The sequence below is a fragment of the Pseudomonas sp. ACN8 genome (genome assembly GCF_002303925.1).
Taxonomy (GTDB): Bacteria; Pseudomonadota; Gammaproteobacteria; order Pseudomonadales; family Pseudomonadaceae; genus Aquipseudomonas.
Window position 1 is genome coordinate 13,144 of sequence record NZ_MRCS01000052.1, and the last position, 18,350, is coordinate 31,493.

General features: G+C 61.7%; 16 protein-coding genes. 8 read left to right on the forward strand and 8 right to left on the reverse strand.

Annotated elements, in window-relative coordinates:
• The first annotated feature begins 123 nt into the window (after window positions 1-123).
• From BSF44_RS24265 to BSF44_RS24280, 4 genes are all read left to right on the forward strand, one after another.
• Window positions 124-792, forward strand: coding sequence for an ABC transporter ATP-binding protein (locus BSF44_RS24265; protein ID WP_095945659.1), 669 nt, complete (start codon window positions 124-126; stop codon window positions 790-792).
• Between the two features lies 1 nt (window position 793).
• Window positions 794-3,265: an FtsX-like permease family protein gene (locus BSF44_RS24270; protein ID WP_095945660.1), complete on the forward strand. Its 2,472-nt coding sequence runs from the start codon at window positions 794-796 to the stop codon at window positions 3,263-3,265.
• Window positions 3,255-4,328, forward strand: coding sequence for a lipocalin-like domain-containing protein (locus BSF44_RS24275; RefSeq protein ID WP_095945661.1), 1,074 nt, complete (start codon window positions 3,255-3,257; stop codon window positions 4,326-4,328). Before BSF44_RS24270 ends, BSF44_RS24275 begins: the two co-directional genes overlap by 11 nt.
• A gap of 131 nt (window positions 4,329-4,459) precedes the next feature.
• A complete protein-coding gene (locus BSF44_RS24280) occupies window positions 4,460-5,038 on the forward strand; it encodes a hypothetical protein (protein WP_095945662.1) in 579 nt (192 codons plus the stop codon).
• A 348-nt stretch (window positions 5,039-5,386) separates the two neighbouring features.
• Here BSF44_RS24280 and BSF44_RS24285 read toward each other — a convergent pair whose 3' ends face one another.
• From BSF44_RS24285 to BSF44_RS24295, 3 genes are all read right to left on the reverse strand, one after another.
• Complete coding sequence (locus BSF44_RS24285) at window positions 5,387-6,793, reverse strand: VOC family protein (RefSeq protein WP_095945663.1); 1,407 nt, start codon at window positions 6,791-6,793, stop codon at window positions 5,387-5,389.
• A gap of 110 nt (window positions 6,794-6,903) precedes the next feature.
• Window positions 6,904-7,860 (reverse strand): alpha/beta fold hydrolase, encoded by a 957-nt coding sequence (locus BSF44_RS24290; protein WP_095945664.1) that lies wholly within the window; start codon window positions 7,858-7,860, stop codon window positions 6,904-6,906.
• Window positions 7,861-7,882: 22 nt separating this feature from the next.
• Window positions 7,883-9,337, reverse strand: a complete 1,455-nt coding sequence (locus BSF44_RS24295; RefSeq protein WP_095945665.1) for an NAD(P)/FAD-dependent oxidoreductase — start codon at window positions 9,335-9,337, stop codon at window positions 7,883-7,885.
• A gap of 198 nt (window positions 9,338-9,535) precedes the next feature.
• Between BSF44_RS24295 and BSF44_RS24300 the strand changes: the two genes are divergently transcribed.
• On the forward strand, window positions 9,536-10,609 hold the full coding sequence (locus tag BSF44_RS24300) for a diguanylate cyclase (protein ID WP_095945666.1): 1,074 nt from the start codon (window positions 9,536-9,538) through the stop codon (window positions 10,607-10,609).
• Window positions 10,610-10,942: 333 nt separating this feature from the next.
• On the opposite strand, the gene BSF44_RS24305 is transcribed toward BSF44_RS24300, so the two are convergent.
• From BSF44_RS24305 to BSF44_RS24315, 3 genes are all read right to left on the reverse strand, one after another.
• A complete protein-coding gene (locus tag BSF44_RS24305; RefSeq protein WP_095945667.1) occupies window positions 10,943-11,812 on the reverse strand; it encodes an oxaloacetate decarboxylase in 870 nt (289 codons plus the stop codon).
• 141 nt (window positions 11,813-11,953) lie between these two features.
• The gene (gene astA / locus BSF44_RS24310) at window positions 11,954-12,988 is read right to left on the reverse strand and encodes an arginine N-succinyltransferase (RefSeq protein ID WP_095945668.1); all 1,035 of its coding nucleotides are present in this window, start codon (window positions 12,986-12,988) and stop codon (window positions 11,954-11,956) included.
• A 49-nt stretch (window positions 12,989-13,037) separates the two neighbouring features.
• Window positions 13,038-14,054, reverse strand: coding sequence for an arginine N-succinyltransferase (locus BSF44_RS24315; protein ID WP_095945669.1), 1,017 nt, complete (start codon window positions 14,052-14,054; stop codon window positions 13,038-13,040).
• Window positions 14,055-14,618: 564 nt separating this feature from the next.
• Between BSF44_RS24315 and BSF44_RS24320 the strand changes: the two genes are divergently transcribed.
• Window positions 14,619-15,191: a histidine phosphatase family protein gene (locus tag BSF44_RS24320; protein ID WP_095945670.1), complete on the forward strand. Its 573-nt coding sequence runs from the start codon at window positions 14,619-14,621 to the stop codon at window positions 15,189-15,191.
• Window positions 15,191-15,946: a precorrin-6A synthase (deacetylating) gene (gene cobF / locus BSF44_RS24325; RefSeq protein ID WP_095945671.1), complete on the forward strand. Its 756-nt coding sequence runs from the start codon at window positions 15,191-15,193 to the stop codon at window positions 15,944-15,946. The genes BSF44_RS24320 and cobF overlap by 1 nt, the downstream gene beginning before the upstream one ends.
• 132 nt (window positions 15,947-16,078) lie before the next feature.
• On the opposite strand, the gene ftrA is transcribed toward cobF, so the two are convergent.
• Window positions 16,079-17,053 (reverse strand): transcriptional regulator FtrA, encoded by a 975-nt coding sequence (gene ftrA / locus BSF44_RS24330; protein WP_095945672.1) that lies wholly within the window; start codon window positions 17,051-17,053, stop codon window positions 16,079-16,081.
• A 101-nt stretch (window positions 17,054-17,154) separates the two neighbouring features.
• Here ftrA and BSF44_RS24335 point away from each other — a divergent pair, with 101 nt between their 5' ends.
• Window positions 17,155-17,589: a rhodanese-like domain-containing protein gene (locus BSF44_RS24335; RefSeq protein ID WP_095945673.1), complete on the forward strand. Its 435-nt coding sequence runs from the start codon at window positions 17,155-17,157 to the stop codon at window positions 17,587-17,589.
• Window positions 17,590-17,620: 31 nt separating this feature from the next.
• On the opposite strand, the gene BSF44_RS24340 is transcribed toward BSF44_RS24335, so the two are convergent.
• Window positions 17,621-18,262, reverse strand: coding sequence for a type 1 glutamine amidotransferase (locus BSF44_RS24340; protein WP_095945674.1), 642 nt, complete (start codon window positions 18,260-18,262; stop codon window positions 17,621-17,623).
• Window positions 18,263-18,350 lie beyond the last annotated feature (88 nt).

Genomic DNA, 18,350 nt, shown 5'->3' on the forward strand with positions numbered 1-18,350 from the left:
TTATCGTTATGGTCAGACCAGCTTCGAGAGTAGGGCGATGGTCGGGCAGGACGATGAGCGTCAGCGGACAAAAACCATTCAGGGCCGCTATCCTTGGGCCATGCCAATCCAGCAGGTTGACCCATGCTTGAAGTCCATGGCGTTTTCAAAAGCTACGCCACCCCGCAGGGACCGCTGCCGGTGCTGCAAGGCGTCGACCTGACGCTCAGGCCCGGCAGCAGCTTTGCGCTGATGGGCGAGTCGGGCAGTGGCAAAAGCACCTTGCTGCACCTGATCGCCGGACTGGACAAGGTCGATCGCGGCAGCATCCGCAGTGGCGAACATCACCTGGAACAGATGAATGAAGGGCAACTGGCGAACTGGCGCCGTACGGAAGTCGGCCTGGTGTTCCAGCAATTCAACCTGATCGGCAGCCTGCGGGTCGAAGACAACCTGGCGATTCAGGCGCGGCTGGCGGGGCGTCATGACCCACGCTGGCAGGCGCATTTGGTGCAACGCCTGGGCCTGGGCGAGCTGTTGCGGCGCTACCCGGAGCAACTGTCCGGCGGTCAGCAGCAACGGGTCGCGCTGGGCCGGGCGCTGGCGTCGCGCCCGCCATTGCTGCTGGCCGACGAGCCCACCGGCAGCCTCGATGAAACCACCGGCGCCGAGGTGTTGCAGTTGCTGCTGGAATTGCTCGACGACAGCCCCACCAGCCTGTTGATGGTCACCCACAGTCCCGGCGTGGCGGCGCGCCTGGCGGAAAAAGCATTGCTGAGCGGCGGTCGTCTGGCCGGTGTGGGCGAGCGCTGACATGCGCATCTTTGGCGAAACCCTGCGGGCGCTGCTCAGCCACTGGCGACAGCACCCGGTGCAGTTTTTCAGTGTGCTGACCGGGTTGTGGCTGGCCACCGGTCTGTTGACCGGCGTCCAGGCACTCAACAGCCAGGCCCGCGACAGCTATGCCCGTGCCAGTCAGTTGATCGGCGGCGAACCCCAGGCCAGCCTCGGTGCGCCCGGTGGCGGCACGTTCCCCCAGCAGTGGTTTATCGACCTGCGGCGCGCAGGGTGGCCGGTGTCACCGGTGCTGCAAGGCCGGGTCACGCTCAAGGGGCACGAAGAGCAGCGCTTGCAGTTGATGGGCATCGAGCCGGTGTCGCTGCCGGCGGGCGCGGCGGTGGCCGGGCAGGCCCTGGCGATTGAACAGGTGGTCGGCTTCTTCAGTCTGCCGGGCAGCACCTGGATATCGCCGCAGACCTTGCAGGCACTGGGTTTGCGCGAAGGTGACCGACCGCTGAACCTGGCGGGCGAGGCACTGCCGCCGCTGCATGTACAGGCCGACATGGCGCCCGGTGTGCTGCTGGTGGACATCGGTTTTGCCCAGCAGATTCTGGGGTTGCCGGATCAAGTGTCGCGGCTGCTGTTGCCGAAGGATTTCACCGCACCGTTGCCGGAGCCGCTCAAGGGCCAGTTGCAACTCAAACGCGCCGGTGAAGAAAACAACCTGACGCGCCTGACCGAAAGCTTTCACCTGAACCTCGACGCCTTGGGGGTGCTGTCGTTCGTGGTCGGCCTGTTTATCGTGCACGCAGCCATCGGGCTGGCGCTGGAGCAACGGCGAAGCCTGCTGCGGACCCTGCGTGCCTGCGGTGTGAGTGCGCGGACGCTGATCGCTTGTCTTGCCGTGGAATTGGCTGGATTGGCCCTGATCGGCGGTGTGGCCGGTGTGGTCAGCGGCTACCTGCTGGCCGGCGTGCTGTTGCCGGATGTCGCCGCCAGCCTGCGTGGCTTGTATGGCGCCGAAGTGGCGGGGCAGTTGAATCTCAGCCTGTCGTGGTGGTTCAGTGGTCTCGGCTTGAGTCTGATCGGCGCATTGCTGGCCGGGGCCAACAGCCTGTTGCGGGCGGCGCGCTTGCCATTGCTGGCGCTGGCCGACCCGCAGGCCTGGCATCAGGCCCACGCACGCTGGTTGCGACGCCAGGGTTGGGTGGCGGCAACGGCCGGGGTGATCGCGCCGCTGGCGTTGATCTTCGGCGACAGCCTGATCAGTGGTTTCGTGTTGATGGCTGCGCTGTTGATCGGTGCCGCGCTGGCCTTGCCGGTGGTGCTCAGTTCTCTGCTCAGTCTCGTTTCGCAGCGCACTCGCTCGGTGCTAGGCCAGTGGTTTGTCGCCGATTGCCGCCAGCAACTGCCAGCGTTGAGCCTGGCCTTGATGGCGCTGCTGTTGGCCATGGCGGCGAACATCGGTGCCGGAAGCATGACCGCGGGGTTTCGCCAGACCTTCAGCGACTGGCTCGAACAACGGCTGACGGCTGAGCTCTACCTCAACCCACAGACCCCGGCCCAGGCCAGGGAACTTCACGGCTGGCTCAACCAGCAGCCGCAACTGGCGGCGGTGCTGCCCAACTGGCAGGTTTCGATCCAGTTGCAGGGCTGGCCGACGGACCTGTCGGGGATCATCGACCACCCGACCTATCGCCGGCATTGGCCACTGCTCGAAGCCTTGGGTGAAAACCCCTGGGAGCGCCTGGCCAAGGATGATGCGGTGATGCTCAGCGAACAACTGGCCCGGCGCCTGCGCGTGCAACCGGGCGATCACCTGACGCTGCCGACCCCCACCGGCCCGTGGTCGCCGCGGATCGTCGGGATCTACGCGGACTACGGCAATCCCAAGGGCCACATTCTGGTGAACATCCACCATCTGATGCGCGGCTGGCCGCAGCTGACACCGAACCGCTTCAACCTGCGCATCGAACCGGCGTCGATCCCGGCGTTCGTCACGGCACTGCAGGCGCGTTTTACCCTGGACGACAGCCGCATCGTCGATCAGGCGCGACTCAAGGGCTGGTCCACTCAAGTCTTCGAACGCACCTTCGCCGCCACCGCCGCGCTCAACGGCCTGACGTTGTGCGTGGCCGGGGTAGCGTTGTTCATCAGCCTGTTGACCCAAAGCCAGAGCCGTCTCGGGCAATTGGCGCCGCTGTGGGCCCTGGGCGTGACGCGTCGGCATCTGATGTTGCTCAACCTCGGGCAAACCTGGCTGCTGGCGATACTGACCCTGGTGCTGGCGTTGCCGCTGGGCATCGCCCTGGCATGGTGCCTGGACACGGTGATCAACGTGCAGGCCTTTGGCTGGCGCCTGCCGTTGCGGGTGTTTCCATGGCAACTGTTGCAATTGATGGGGCTGGCGCTGGTGGCGACGTTACTGGCTTCGGCCTGGCCTTTGTACCGTTTGTACCGCATGCAACCGGCGGACCTGCTGCGGACGTTTGCCCATGAAGATTAAGGCCTGTGTGTTGCTCCTGGCGCTGCTGGCGAGCGGTTGCGATCAACCGGCTCCGGTCGAAAAGGGCTTTGCCGGGCTGGGCAACCAGGCCGCTGCGTTCACCCCGGTGGTGCCCGGTCGGGTGTTCAGCTTCCCGGCGGATCACGGCCCGCACGACGGCTTTCGCATCGAATGGTGGTATATCACGGCCAACCTGAAGGACGATCAGGGCAATGAGTTCGGCGCGCAATGGACCTTGTTCCGCAGCGCGTTGAAAGCCAGCCCCGAGGTAGTGGGCTGGCAGAACCAGACGATCTGGCTCGGCCACGCGGCGGTGACGTCGGCGACGGCGCATCACGCGGCCGAACGTTATGCTCGTGGTGGCGTTGGTCAGGCTGGTGTCAGCGCTGCGCCGTTCAATGCGTGGATCGACGACTGGCAATTGCGCAGCCAGACGACTGCCGACGACCCGTTGGCTGACGCGCTACTCAGTGCTCGCGACCGGCGTTTCAACTACCGGCTGCGGTTGACCTCGACAGGTCCGCTGGTGCTTCAGGGAGACCGGGGCTTCAGCCGGAAATCCGAACAGGGTCAGGCTTCTTACTACTACAGCCAGCCGTTTTTTCAGGCCAGCGGCACCCTGGAAATCGACGGCAAGACCTTTCAGGTCAGTGGCCCGGCCTGGCTCGACCGGGAATGGAGCAGCCAGCCCCTGACGAGCAACCAGACCGGTTGGGACTGGTTTTCCCTGCACCTGGACAGTGGCGAGCAGGTGATGCTGTATCGCATGCGGCAAAAGGACGGCGAGCCTTACCTCACCGGCACCTGGATCGACGCCCGGGGGCAGACACAATTGCTGCATGCCGGCGACATCATCCTCACGCCGCAAGACACCGCCCGGGTTGCCGGGCGCGCGATGCCCATTCGCTGGTCGATCAAAATCCCCGCCAGACACCTCGATATCGCCATTACCGCGCTCAATCCCCAGGCCTGGATGGATTTGCGCATTCCTTATTGGGAAGGCCCGGTGCGCCTCATCGGCAGTCATGCAGGGAGTGGCTATCTGGAAATGACCGGGTATTAGGCGCGCCCGTTACGAAAATCACTTTTCGGTGCGACCACTGGCTCAACAGCGTCTATGCTCACTCGCACACATGGCGTTGAGCCCGGTTTCAACGCCGTCTGTTGCCATCTATCACAGGGAATGTACTGCCTATGAAACGCCATGCACTGACCAAAGCCATCACCCTCGCTACCCTGCTGTCTGCCGCCAGTTTTGGCGCGGTGGCCGCCGATATCCCGTTGTCCGAAGTCGTTGTGGCCGATCAGATCTCCACCAAAGTCGTTTCGGTTGATGCCGCGAATCATTCCGTGGTTCTTAAAGGCCCGCAGGGTAATGAGTTCCCGGTGCAATTGACCGACAAGGCGAAGAACCTCGATAACCTCAAGGCTGGCGATACGGTCGACATCACGGTCACCAGCGCCGTTGCAGCCTACCTCGACACCGATATCGACAAAGGCCTGCCCGGCACCGCCGAAGCCATTGGCGAAATTCGTGCAGCGCCAGGCAGCGCCAACCCGGGCGGCGAAGCTTATCGCCAGGTGAAAGTGCAGCTGAAAATCACCCACATCGACCTGAAGAAAAACCAGGTGACTTTCGAAAATCCGGAAGGCAAGTCCAAGACGGTTGACGTCAAACGACCTGAAGTTCAGGCCAAACTCAAGGACTTGAAAGTCGGGCAAAGCGTTAACGTGGTTTACACCGATGTATTGACGGTGACCAGCCAGCACTGATATCGAATAATGGTTCTATACGGGCTGATTATTTTTGTACAAGTTTTGTATAGGAGTAATCCGCTCGTAATGGTCGAACTGGTGAGTTTGAGATGCCGTGTTGCATAGTATTTAAATCGACATCTTTGTTAAACATTGTGTCGATAAATTTCATCTTTGCAGTACGGACATATTAATTCGCTTCTACTAAAATACTTTCCGTTCACCCAGTGTCAGGGCTCTTTACCAGTGCATGGATTGCCGAGGCCATTGCACTGGGCGAACACTTTATTTGTTGTATTGAAAGTTTTGGACATAAAAACGGGCGGCCTGCAGGTCGCCCGTTTTTATTGAGTGGTGACAAATCATTCAGTCATGTTTTTTATTGACTTGAGCAACATCGGCCAGCGCGGCGAAACACTGTTCGATCGAACGCCGCTGGCTCTCGGCATACAGTTCCAACTCATCGATCGTCGAACGCCCCAAGGCCTGTTCGAACGCCTGCTGATTGGCATGGGCGCCGTAACGGGTTTGCGCCGCGTCCCCCAGGTTTGACTGAAAGATCCCCGCCGCGCTGACCGGCAGGAAGTCTTCGTACACCAGTGGTTCAACCCGCAGGTAGCCTCCTCCGAGCAGGTCTTCCAGTGCGGCGCTTTTCAGGTCGCCCGCCGCGAGGCCTTTTTCCGTCACGAAGTAGCGGAAGTAGGCCAGGCCCTGTTGGCGCATGCCTTCCCAGGTGTCAGGGAACTCGCTGAAATGCTGCGCCATCAGGGCGTTGTAGCGCGCGGCGTTGGTTTCGTTGGGGAAGTCCTTGAGTTCGTCCCGCGCGGCATTGAGCAAGCGGTCGTAGAGTGCACGGCCTTTGGGCGTGAGGGCGGCACCGCGCTGTTCGATCTCGCCAAACCGGGCGCTGTGGCTGCCGCGCGCCTCGCTTTGATCGGTGAAGGCTATCGGCTCGTCCAGGGCCTTGAAGCTGGTCTGGCGCAGCAGGATCGGGCACTGGCGGCGAGGCGGGCCTTCGATCACCGCTTTGGGGGTGATGCCATGGGCCGGCATCTGCGCCTGCACGATGTCGATGTCCAGGGTCCGCGGTGTCAGGTGGTTGATGTGCGGGCCCTTGAACGCCACTACGTCGGCGATCAGGCGATGCTGGGCGCTGAGCTGTCGATACTGTTCGGCGGTGACGGTGGCGCTGTGGTGCCAGCGAAACGTTTCCAGTGCCTGTTCGACGAATTCCTGGGCTTCCTGCTCGGTCAGGCCACCCCGGGATTCGGCGCGTTCGATAAGCGTGAGGGCCGTGGGGGTGAAGATCGAGCGCTGGTCGAGCATCGACTGGGCGAACGCTCGTAGCTCCAGATCTTCGATCAGTTCCAGGCGCAACAGCGAGGTGAACACCCGGAACGGGCTGACCTGCAGCGACGCTTCATGCACTGCGCGAAATGCCGTGGAATGCACCGGCACGCCGGCCGGTGTCAGGTCGTAGTAACCCACCGGTTGCATGCCCATCACCGCGAACAGGCGGGCGAGGGTCGCCAGTTCACCAGCTGTGCCGACGCGGATCGCCCCATGACGTTCCAGGTCCAGGCGTTCGATTTCGCCGGTGCTGGTGAGTTGCCGCAGGATTTGCCCATCGCTGTCCAGCACGTGACGGTTGGTCTGTTCCACCAGTTCCATCAATGCGCCGTACAACGGCACTTCCTCGCGGTACATGTCGGACATCGCTTTGGAAAAGCGTTGGCGGATCAGGTCAGGGCTGACGAAGTTCGGGTGGTTCATGAACAGGATTCCTGGCGCGGTGACGTAAAGGATGGACGAAAGATCGCAGCCTTGCGCAACGCCGGCAAACGAAGTTTCTGACGAACTTCATTCTTTAAACGACTACATGCCTAGTGCAGTCGTTGATCCTGTGGGCTCTCCGAACGCAGCGATGCCAAAAACTCGCGATACAGGCGCGCCGAACCGTAGGGCGCTTCCACCATGGGCATGTGCCCGATGGCGTCCCAGATATGCACGCGCAGGTCGGCGATGCCCTTGCTCCAGACCGCCACGCTACTGACGTCGATCAACCGGTCCTTGCGCCCCCACAGCAACAGCGCCGGGGCGGCAATGTCGGGCAGGTGCGGTTCCATCGGCGGGCTGGCGCGAAATTCGCGGAAGATTTCTTCCAGTTCCTCGCGGGACTGTTCATAGCGCTGGGCGACGGCATCGAGCACCAGTTTCGGTACCCAGGGCGGCGAAGCCATGGTCATGGCGTAGAAGCGCTGGAATTCTTCCCGCGAATGAATCAGAAACGGGTTGTGGCCCTTGGCCAAATGCCGCTCAAGGTCACTGGGCTCGGGCGCGGTGACCCCGGCCGGGTCGATCAGGGCCACGGACACAATGCGTTCCGGATACGTGGCTGCGAGCCAGGCCGCGATGTAGCCGCCCATGGAGTTGCCGATGACATGGACCTTCTCCACGCCGCACACGTCCAGCAGCTGGATCATGCGCTTGGCCTGTAGCGGGATGTCGTAGCCTCCGCCCGCCTTGAAGCCGGTTTCGCCATGGCCGGCGATGTCCGGGATGATCACTCGATGGCTGCCGACAAAGTGCCGGGCGAAACGCAGCCAGAGGTTCTTGTCGGCGCTGAAGCCATGGAGCATCAGCACACTGCTGGTGGCTTCGTACGGCCCGCCTTGCCAGGTCGAGACGGTCATCTCGGGGATGGGCACGACGATCTTGTGCAGCCGGTACAGCTTGGCCTCGGCCGCCATGCTCAAGTCATAGAGCCAGTAGCCGATGGCCGGGTAGGTCAGCCAGCTCCAGGCGACGAACACTGCGAGAACGACGAACAACAAAAGCATCACGCGTCTCCCTTCTATCTGCTCAGGACAAAATGTGATCGGCGGGTTTCAGCGCTCGGGTCAAGCGATGAAAGCTGAAGCTGAATCCCGGAAACATGGCAATCACATGACCGCTCTTGCTTTGATACCAACTGTGGCAACCACCGGATTTCCACACGGTGCGTTCCATTTCCCGGTGGATCTTTTCAGTGTAGGTACGTTCCGCCTCATGGCGAACCTCGATACTGCGTAAACCTTGAGACTTCAAGGTGCGAATGCAGTCGAGGATGTAATTCATCTGGGATTCGATGATGAACAGCGCCGAGGTGTGGCCGATGCCGGTGTTCGGCCCGGTGACGATGAACAGGTTGGGAAAGTCGGGCAGGGCGGTGCCGAGGTAGGCCCGCGGATACTGCGCCCAGACCTCCTTGAGACGGGTGCCGTTTTTGCCTGTTACCGGGTAGGAAATCACCCCGTCGGTGGCATCGTAGCCGGTGGACCAGACGATCAGGTCCAGCTCTATGTGCTGACCGTCCAGGGTCACGATGCCGGTTTCGTCGATGGATGCGATGCCTTGCTCGCGGCTGTACAGTGTCACGTTGTCGCGCGCCAGTGCCGGGTACAAGGTGCTGGACAGGATTACCCGTTTGCAGCCGATGGTGTAGTCCGGCGTCAGCTTGCGCCGTAGCTCGGCGTCCGGCACCTGGCGTTTCAGAAAGCGCAGGGCCTGGCGCTGGACCATGTGTACCGCCGGCTTCGAATACTTGAAGGCAATCACCCGGGTTTCGAATTGCCAGTAGATCCCCCAGCGCAACAGCTTGTAGGCCGGCTTGAACCCCAGCAGCCAGCGCTGGAAACGGCCAAAGCGGCGGTCAGCCCGGGGCAAGACCCAGTGGGGCGTGCGCTGGAACACATGCAAGTGCTCGACGTCCGGGGCGATGGCCGGAATGACCTGGGCCGCACTGGCGCCGCTGCCGACGATGGCCACGCGTTTTTGCCGATAGTCGTAGCTGTGGTCCCAGTTGTTGGTGTGGAACGTCCTGCCCTGGAAGCGTTCCTGTCCATCGAAGCGAGGGACCACCGGTTGGCTCAGGGGCCCGGTCGCGTTGATCAGGAACTGCGCGCAAAACGTGCCTTTGCCGGCGGTGTATACCGTCCAGCGTTTGTGGGTGTCGTCCCATTCGACGCGCTCGACATTGGCGTCCAGTTCCACCTTTTCCCGCAGGCCGAAGCGCTCTACCACGTGGCGGGTGTAGCGGTGCAGTTCGGCCTGTTCGGCGAACATTTGTGTCCAGCGATACGGGGCGAAAGACAGGGAGTACAGCGGCGAGGGCACGTCGACTGCCGCGCCGGGGTAGGTGTTCTGGCACCAGGTGCCGCCGAAGAAATCCCGCCGCTCCAGCAGGCGGAAATCGTCGATGCCGGCCTTGAGCAAATTGATTGCTGCACATTGGCCGCCAAACCCGCTGCCGATGATCAATACTTGAAAGGTCTGCATGGGCCTCCTCTTATGGTCATCGATCAACCCCTTCTTTCATGTATAGCTGTTTCCGGGGTGAGGCCTTTGCTTTTATGTAAGCGTGATGCCGCGATATTCAGCCTGTCAGTCGGTGATGGCTATTTGATCTCGCCCTGATAGACTCCAGCGCACAGGCATAGGCTGTAATCACATTCCGTCGAGTGGCACAGAGGCCCTATGGCAAAAACGGGAGGAAAGGGACTTTCATTGGCCAGGAGGCTCTATACATCACGGATCCTGGGGTTGGCCCTGGGGCTGGTGTGTGTGAGCGCGGCAATGTATCCACTCGATCCGGCGCCCTGGGTCTGGGGATTCATGTGGTTCAATGGCCTGGTCTGGCCGCATCTGGCTTACCAATGGGCGCGCAGGGCCAGGACGCCCTATCATGCCGAACACCGCAATCTGCTGATCGATGCTTTTCTCGGCGGCTTCTGGATTGCCGCGATGCAATTCAATCCACTGCCCAGCGCGACCACCATTTCCATGATGGCCATGAACAACGTGGCCATAGGCGGCTTGCGCTTCCTGCTGGCCGGAACAGCCGTGCAAATCCTGGGCGTGGGCGTTGGCCTGCTGATTTTCGCCCCGGCGTTCATTCCTGCCACCAGCGCGGTGCAGCTCTATGCCTGTTTGCCGTTGCTGTGCCTGTATCCATTGGCGCTGGGCTGGATCTGCTTCCGCCAGGCCCATACCCTCGGCTGTCAGAAGCGTGAACTGCTGGCACTGAGCCGCACCGACAGCCTGACGGGCCTGCTGAACCATGGCACCTGGAAGGACCAGCTGGAGATCGAGTTCCAGCGTTGCAAACGCCAGCAAAAAGGTGGGGCGATCGCCCTGATCGACATCGACCATTTCAAAACCATCAACGATACCTACGGCCATGTTGCCGGCGACATCGTCCTGCGTCAGTTGAGCAAGATGCTCAAGCAGAACCTGCGAGCGACCGATGTGGCAGGGCGCTACGGCGGTGACGAGTTCTGCGTGATCCTTCCAGACCTGCCCCTGAACCGCGCCATCGCCGTCATGGATGCCTTGCGCGATCGTTTCGCCACCTTGGGGTACGAGCAGAGTCCGGCGCTGAAAGTCAGCCTGAGCATTGGCCTGGCGTCATTCAACCCGGCCCACGCCGACGCGACGCTTTGGCTCAATGACGCCGATCACGCGCTATACGAAGCCAAGACCACCGGGCGTAATCGGGTGATCTGCTGCGGTAACGGGAAACCCTATCGCGAACTGCTCGACTCGGTGTGATTGTCCGCCGCAACACCTGTGGGAGCGAGCCTGCTCGCGATGGCTGAGTGTCTGGCGATCTGGATGTTGGCTGTGAAGGCCTCATCGCGAGCAGGCTCGCTCCCACAGTGGATTTGCGGTGAGCACATCATTTGTGCACACCAGTGATCAATTGTGGGCGCGAGCTTGCTCGCGATGGCGGCGTGTCTGGCGATCTGGATGCTGGCTGTGAAGGCCTCATCGCGAGCAGGCTCGCTCCCACAGAGGATTTTCGGTGAACACATGATTTGCGTACACCCGCGATCACCTGTGGGAGCGAGCCTGCTCGCGATGGCGATGTGTCGGTTTAAACCGTCATTCCTTCACGCTCATGAACTCTTGCGCGAAGCGGATGTATTCCTCGGGTTGCGTGTAGGTGTGCGTCAGCTCGGTGGCGCTCAGGTCCGATGTCTGGGTCAGGATCTGGCGTTGCTCGCGCAGGCTGTCGTAGGTCGCTTTGATCGCGGCGAAGTACGCGCCATGACCGTCGATGGTCACGCGCACACCCAGTTCGGCCAGGCGCTTGTCATCGCGCAGCAGCGGGTTGCCGTAGGTCACCAGCATCAGCGGCACGCTCAGGTGCTCGGCGATCTGCTCCAAATGGTCAAAATCCTTGATACCGACCATGCAGATCCCGTCGGCCCCGGCGTTCTGGTATTGCCGGGTGCGGCTGATGATTTCCTGCACCGGCAGAATCCCGGCGTGGGTGCGGGCGATGATTGCCATTTCCGAATCGCAGCGGGCTTCGAGCGCCGCGCGGATCTTGCCGACGCCTTCGGCGACCGTGATCAGGTCGGTGGATTTGCGGCCAAACTGCGCGGGCAGCAGGGTGTCTTCGATGGTCAGCGCGGCGACCCCGGCCCGTTCGAGTTCGACGATGGTGCGCATGACGTTGAGTGCGTTGCCGTAGCCGTGGTCGGCGTCGGCGATCACCGGCAACTGGGCGACACGGCCGATGCGGGTGGCCTGCTCAGCGAATTCGCTGAGGGTGATCAGGGCAAAGTCGGGGGCGCCCAGCACTTGCAGCGAAGCGACCGACCCCCCGAGAATCCCGACTTCGAAGCCCAGGTCGGCGGCGATGCGGGCCGACATCGGGTCGAACACCGAGGCCGTGTGGTAGCAGGTGTCGGAGGCGAACAGTTGGCGAAAATTGCGGCGCAAATCTTGATGGGAAAGCCTGGACATATGAGTTCCACCAATGGAATGGAAGGGCTTGAGCAAAAGTGTCAACGCCGAAGAAATAAAAGGCTATCACGCGCGCCGGGGGAGAATGATGACGAATTTTCTGGGTTAGGCCGATTGACGTCGCAGCGATCGAACTGATAGTCACGCCGCCACGGCCTGTTGCCGTTGGTCAAGCAGCGGTACGGCTCGCACCGAGTCACCGGGTTGCAGCTGCAAGCGCTTGGCGGTCAGGCGATCGAGCACCAGGCTGTTGCCCACCTGGCGGGCCGGGGCGCAGGTGATGCGGCAGTTTTCCAGGCGGCGATTGTGGATCAGCCAGAGGGGCGCTTTATCGTCCGGCGCGCCGATGGCCAGAAGCAGCGGTTGGCTGTCGCGTACGGTACGGATCCCGGAAACCGGGGCTTCGATGACCGGTCCGCCATCGAAGATATCGATGTAGCCCTTGTGGGCAAAACCTTCGGCGGTGAGGATTTTCAGGGCCGGCTCGGTATTGGGGTGGGCCTTGCCGATCACCGCCCGGGCCTGTTCGGTGAGCAGGCAGGTGTACAGCGGCTGGCGCGGCATCAGTTCGGCGATGAAGGATTTATTGCCCAACCCGGACAAGTGATCGGCGTGACTGAAATCCATTTTGAAAAAGTGCCGGCCAAGGCTGTCCCAGAACGGCGAGCCACCTCGTTCGTCAGCGCTGCCGCGTAATTCGGCGATGAGCCGGTTGCCGAACAACTGGGCAAACTCGGCCACAAACACCAGGCGTGCGAGGGAAAGCAAACGGCCGTTGCTGCCCTGGCGCTGGTCGGGGCGCAGGTACAACGAGCAGACTTCCGATTGCCCGGTCAATTCATTGCTCAGAAACAGGGTCGGGATCTGGCGCTGGATACCCAGGTCCGCCGAAGCGCTGACCGTCAGTCCGACCCGGTAGTTGTACCAGGGCTCACGCAGACCGATGCCACCTGTCAGGGCGCTGACGCCCACGACTTGCTGCTCGTCGTCTTCAAGCACGAACAGGTAATCGGCATCGGCCCGATCGACCTGCCCGGCAAAGGTGCGTTGGGCCCAGCGAATCCGGTGGGCCAGGCGCTCTTCGTCGGCCGGCAGGCTGGTAAGCCCCGGAACGGCCTGACGCACCAGCGTGAGCAGGGCGGGCAGGTCGGTGATCTGGACCGGACGGACAATCATGCGGCAGTTCCTTGTGCGCGTGTACTCGGGCGTTGAATCTGCTGGATATTCACAGGGCCACCAGCCTGATGGGGCTGCCCTCGGTCACCTTCAGCGCCTCGCACATGGCGGCGTCCAGCCCCACGGGTTGCCTGGGGATGTAATCAAGATCGGCGACGATGGCCCGATAATCCTTCAAGGAATCGTTGCTCACCAGAAAACAGCCACGGGCATCGATCACCGGGCCAGGCTGCGTTACGCCGCACTGGCTGTAGGCGATGGAGCGAATGCCCGAGGTGCGCGCGTAAAGTGTCGGGCCGCCATCGAACAGATCGATGTAGCTGTTGGTTTCGAAGCCTTCCCGTTCGAGGATATCGAAGGCCTCCTGGCCATCGGGATGGATGCTGCCGATGCAGTCCTGCGCCGCCTGGCTCAGCATGGGCACGTAGATCGGATACTGCGGCATCAACTCGGCGAGAAAGGTGCGGCTCTGCAGGCCGCAAAGCCGTTCGGCCTCGACGTAGGGCAAGTCGAAGAAATGCTTGCCCACGGCGTCCCAAAAGGGTGAGTGGCCTTCATCGCTGCTGTAGCCGACGATCTCGGTGATGACCGTGTCGGAAAAACGCCGGGCGTGGGCGGCGATGAACAGCAGGCGCGCCCGCGACAGCAATTCGGAATGCGCACTGCGCACCCGCGCGGCATCGATATGGAAGCCCCGCAGCAAGGTATGGCCACTGAGGTCGTGACACAACGACAAGGCCGGTACGCCGTGCTCGATGTTCAGTTCCCGCGAGGCACTGGTGAAGTGCCGGTTGCGCAGGCTGTAAAACGGCTCGTTGTACCCCGCCGTGGCGAGGATTTCCGAGCAGCCGGCCAGGTGCCCTGTCGTCAGGTCCTCGAGTACAAAAAAATAGTTTTCCGGGCCATGAGTCTCGACGTTCTTTTCGAACGAGGCACAGGAATCGAGGATTTTTCCACGTAACCGTTCGCTATCGTCGGGCAGGGACGTGACGCCCACGAGGCTTTCACGGGCGAGCCTCTGCAACTGGGGCAGGTCGGCCAACTCGACTGGACGCAAGACCAGCATGGAGACACTCCTGTATCAAACGATTCGGCGATTGGAGCCGAACCTGACTATCACTGTCGGTTTTTCCACACATTAAATCGGTGGTCGTCTGAACGTTGTCAGGCGCCACGCTTTTTCTTATCGGGTGTTTCCCGGGATGGACCGCATTAAACGAGGAACGGGTGGTTCGGCCGCAGGCGATGCCTGGCCAGACGCGTTGATCGGGTGTTCGAAAAAAGGCATCCGGGCTCCTGCTGGATAAGCGTGGCAAGTGTTTTAACAGTCCGTTGAAAGGAGTATTTAATCATCGCGTACTGCCTGTCTAGTGAATTTTCGCGTGGTCTGTTCGTGCCCGAAAAAGGGGCGAAATGCCTGTGCTAAAGGGCTACGGCGATGTCGTAAAGTCTTGTAGGTGATTGCCTGCGTTGCGGTCAGCCATGACAGAAAGTCTGGCAGGAAATGACTGTAGGAATCTGTTTCGAGCAGGAAAATTAAACACCACCCGGGCCTGCTTTCTTGCGGCACAATTGCGTGATGGCGCTTACCTGACGCCGCTGTTCCTTTCCATCCCTGGAGTGATTACTGGTGCAGGCAACCCGTTTAACCCTGATTTGCCATGCGCGAACCGTCGCACAGAAATTGGCGCGTTTTCCTCTGGACGAACCTCTGGAGATGGATTGGCAAGCGCTCAGGCTTTCCCGTTGCAACCCGTTCAAGGGCGCTCCACGTCTTGTCTGCGGCCCGGAGTTGCGCACCCGGCAAACCGCGGAACTGTTCGGCAGCGAGTCGGAGATTGTCGACGCGCTGAGGGACTGCGACTTCGGGCGCTGGAGCGGTGTGCGCATCGGTGAGCTGCAAAAAACTGAAGCCCAGGCGCTCCAGGATTGGCTGGAAGACCCGGCTTCGGCGCCCCACGGTGGTGAGTCGCTGGTGCAACTGGAGGAGCGGGTGGGCGCCTGGTTGACAGCGCTGCAGTCGACGCCGGGGCACATCGTTGCCATTACCCATCCCTTTGTCATCCGCGCCGCGCTGACGCAGGTCTTGCAGGGGACTTCGTCCAGCCTGATCGACGTCGAACCTCTCTCGGCTGTCGAGTTACGCTTCCATGGCCGCTGGCGACTGCGCTTGCCGGGCACCGACCCCGAGGACCTGCTGTGATGAAAAAACTCCTGGTCATCGGGATCGGTGCCGGCAACCCCGACTACATCACGATGCAAGCGGTGAAGGCGTTGAATCAGGTCGATGTTTTTTTTCTCATGGACAAGGGCCGGAGCAAAGACACGCTCATCGATCTGCGCCGTGAAATCTGTTCACGCTACATCACCGGCCACGATTACCGTTTTGTCGAAGCCCACAGTCCTGAGCGTGAGCGCGGTGAGGTGGACTACAAGACCAGTGTCGACGACTTGAACCTGGCCAAACAACGGACCTTCGAACGGCTGATCAACGAAGAACTGTCCGACAGCCAGTGTGGTGGTTTTCTGGTGTGGGGCGACCCTGCGCTGTACGACAGCACCATCCGCATCCTTCAGACGATCCAGGCCTCGGGCACCTGTGGGTTCGAGTTCGAGGTGATTCCCGGCATTACCAGCGTCCAGGCGTTGGCGGCCCGACACAAGGTGCCGCTCAACCAGATTGGCCGCTCCGTTGAAATCACCACCGGCCGGCGTCTGGCGGCAGGGCAGGTGAGTGATGCCGACAGTCTGGTGGTGATGCTCGATGCCCAGGATGCTTACCGGCAGGTGGTGGAACAGGACACCGAGATTTACTGGGGGGCCTATCTGGGGACGCCGGATGAAATCCTGATCAGCGGCAGGCTCAAGGATGTCGCGGATGAAATCGAACGGGTGCGCAAGGCTGCAAGGCTGGCCAATGGCTGGATCATGGATACCTATTTATTGCGCAAGCCTTGAGAATTGAGGTGACCGGGCTGACGTCTTCGCGAGCAGGCTCGCTCCCACAGTGAATCTCCCACAGTGAATCTCCAGTGTTCACACCGCTCATGTGGGAGCGAGCCTGCTCGCGAAGGGGCCCCTGAGAGCACATCAAGAAACAGCACTGCCCCCACGCCCAAACCGCTCCCGATACACCGAAGGCGGCACGCCAACCACCGTTCGAAAGGCCACCCGAAAACTTTCCACCGAGCGATAACCACAACGCTCGGCAATCTGCTCGGTGTTCTGGTCGCTGCTTTCCAGCAGTTCGCGGGCACGACCCAGGCGTTCGTGCTGCAACCAGGTTTTTGGTGACTGGCCGCTGGCTTCGGTGAAGCGGCGCAGGAAGGTGCGTTCGCTCATGGCGGCTTCGCTGGCCAGGTCGCGTACCTCCAGCGGTTCGTGCAAACGCTCACGTGCCCACTGCATGACGCGGGAAAGATCGCTGCGCGGTGTAGGACTGACCGGCGTCGGTATGAATTGCGCCTGGCCACCGCTGCGTTGCGGCGACATGACCAGGCGTCGCGCCACGGAATTGGCCACCTGGGTGCCGAAATCCCGCGCCACCAGGTGCAGGCAGGCATCAATGCCTGCCGCGCTGCCGGCGGAGGTGATCAATTGGCCGGAATCGACATACAGCACGTCCGGGTCCACCAGGATGCCGGGAAAGCGCTCGGCCAGTTCCGAAGTATAGCGCCAGTGCGTGGTCGCACCGTGGCCGTCGAGTAACCCGGTGGCGGCGAGGACGAAAACACCGGAGCAGATCGACAGCAACCGCGCCCCCCGGGCATGGGCCTGGCGCAGGGCGGCGACCAGTTCCGCCGGCACCGCGGCGCTGCGGTCGCGCCAACCGGGAATGATGATGGTGCGGGCATCGGCGAGCATTTCCATGCCGCCATCGGCCAGCACCTGGATACCGCCCATGGCACGCATCGGACCTTGATCGACCGCGACGATACGATGCTCGTACCACGGAAAATCGAATTCAGGTCGTGGCAGGCCGAAGATCTCCACGGCGATGCCGAACTCGAACGTGCACAGGCCGTCGTAGGCCAGAATCGCGACCGTTCCTGGGGTTGGGTGCATTTGGCGGAAAGTTCCCGGTGAGTGTCTTGTGCGCCACTGTAGCCGCAAGCGGCTGGCGGATAAAGTCCTCCCACACCCACCGCTTATTTGGAGTACAGCCCATGACCAGCCTGGTTCGCGAAATTCCCGCCGCCCCCTCGGCCATCGCCCTGATGCATTTCAGCAACCGTCTGACCTTCGAAACCGATTGTTCCGACGTCCACGGCAGCCAGCAGGCTGGCGAAGTCGATTTCATTCTGGTGGATGTTCGTGGTCCGCTGGCGTTCGAACGCGGGCATGTACCGGGAGCGATCAACATTCCCGGGCGCTTGCTGAGCGCCGAAAGCCTGGCGGGTTATCCGAAGAACAGCCTGTTTGTGGTGTACTGCGCCGGGCCGCATTGCAACGGCGCCAACAAGGCGGCAGTGAAACTGGCGGCCCTGGGTTATCCGGTCAAGGAGATGATCGGCGGCGTGACCGGGTGGCTGGATGAAGGGTTTGAGTTGAGTGCCGGGATACAGCGGCAAGCCAGCAGCGTGATCGGTTGCGAATGCTGATACCCAAACCCCCTCGCCAAAGGTCTGTATTTCAGCGACAGGCAGAGGCTGCCCACCACTCATCCAGCGTCGCCTCTAACCACTTGGCGACTGCTGTGTAAGCTTCAGTCTTCTGCGGGCCCCGGGGCAACGGCGACTCATCGCCAAAGTGCGCATTGAGCATGGCCACCGACTCGGCGTTCCACTCCGGATGAAACTGCAACCCCAGCAGCAAAGGCCCGGCGCGGTACATCTGCTGCGCACATTGTTCGCTGCTGGCCAACAGCTGCGCGGCAGGTGGCAGGTCGATGGCGTCTTCGTGCCACTCCAGCACCTTCAGCGCTTGCCCATCGATGAAGGTCACGGTGGTCCATCCGGTTTCGGTCCGGTCCATCCGTCGCACATTCCCGCCCAGGCTCAACGCCAGCAACTGCGCACCCAGGCAAATGGCGAACACGGCCGCGTCCTGATCCAGCGTGCCTCTGAGCCATTGCCGTTCGGCTTCCAGCCAGGCAGGGCCGGCGTTGGATTCATAAGGCCCGCCCAACAGGATCACGGGATCGGCGCTGACGGGCGGCAATTGACCGAGGTCGGCGCGAAACGCCTTCAGCGTCAGCCCTCGGGATTCGGCCCAGGTCGCGATGGCGCCCGGACCTTCGGCGGGGTGGTGCTGGATCAGGTTCAACGTGGGCATCACGCTACTCTCGATGGGACGCAAGGGCGCTCAATGTGCCGCAAATCACCGGGCATCGCCAGTCGTCCCGTTTTGTCGGATTGAGCCG

Bases quoted from the DNA above. Each gene is read 5' to 3' on its own strand.
- BSF44_RS24265 (WP_095945659.1), top strand. From the start codon at position 124: ATGCTTGAAGTCCATGGCGTTTTCAAAAGCTACGCCACCCCGCAGGGA.
- BSF44_RS24270 (WP_095945660.1), top strand. From the start codon at position 794: ATGCGCATCTTTGGCGAAACCCTGCGGGCGCTGCTCAGCCACTGGCGA.
- BSF44_RS24275 (WP_095945661.1), top strand. From the start codon at position 3,255: ATGAAGATTAAGGCCTGTGTGTTGCTCCTGGCGCTGCTGGCGAGCGGT.
- BSF44_RS24280 (WP_095945662.1), top strand. From the start codon at position 4,460: ATGAAACGCCATGCACTGACCAAAGCCATCACCCTCGCTACCCTGCTG.
- BSF44_RS24285 (WP_095945663.1), bottom strand. From the start codon at position 6,793: ATGAACCACCCGAACTTCGTCAGCCCTGACCTGATCCGCCAACGCTTT.
- BSF44_RS24290 (WP_095945664.1), bottom strand. From the start codon at position 7,860: ATGCTTTTGTTGTTCGTCGTTCTCGCAGTGTTCGTCGCCTGGAGCTGG.
- BSF44_RS24295 (WP_095945665.1), bottom strand. From the start codon at position 9,337: ATGCAGACCTTTCAAGTATTGATCATCGGCAGCGGGTTTGGCGGCCAA.
- BSF44_RS24300 (WP_095945666.1), top strand. From the start codon at position 9,536: ATGGCAAAAACGGGAGGAAAGGGACTTTCATTGGCCAGGAGGCTCTAT.
- BSF44_RS24305 (WP_095945667.1), bottom strand. From the start codon at position 11,812: ATGTCCAGGCTTTCCCATCAAGATTTGCGCCGCAATTTTCGCCAACTG.
- astA (WP_095945668.1), bottom strand. From the start codon at position 12,988: ATGATTGTCCGTCCGGTCCAGATCACCGACCTGCCCGCCCTGCTCACG.
- BSF44_RS24315 (WP_095945669.1), bottom strand. From the start codon at position 14,054: ATGCTGGTCTTGCGTCCAGTCGAGTTGGCCGACCTGCCCCAGTTGCAG.
- cobF (WP_095945671.1), top strand. From the start codon at position 15,191: ATGAAAAAACTCCTGGTCATCGGGATCGGTGCCGGCAACCCCGACTAC.
- ftrA (WP_095945672.1), bottom strand. From the start codon at position 17,053: ATGCACCCAACCCCAGGAACGGTCGCGATTCTGGCCTACGACGGCCTG.
- BSF44_RS24335 (WP_095945673.1), top strand. From the start codon at position 17,155: ATGACCAGCCTGGTTCGCGAAATTCCCGCCGCCCCCTCGGCCATCGCC.
- BSF44_RS24340 (WP_095945674.1), bottom strand. From the start codon at position 18,262: ATGCCCACGTTGAACCTGATCCAGCACCACCCCGCCGAAGGTCCGGGC.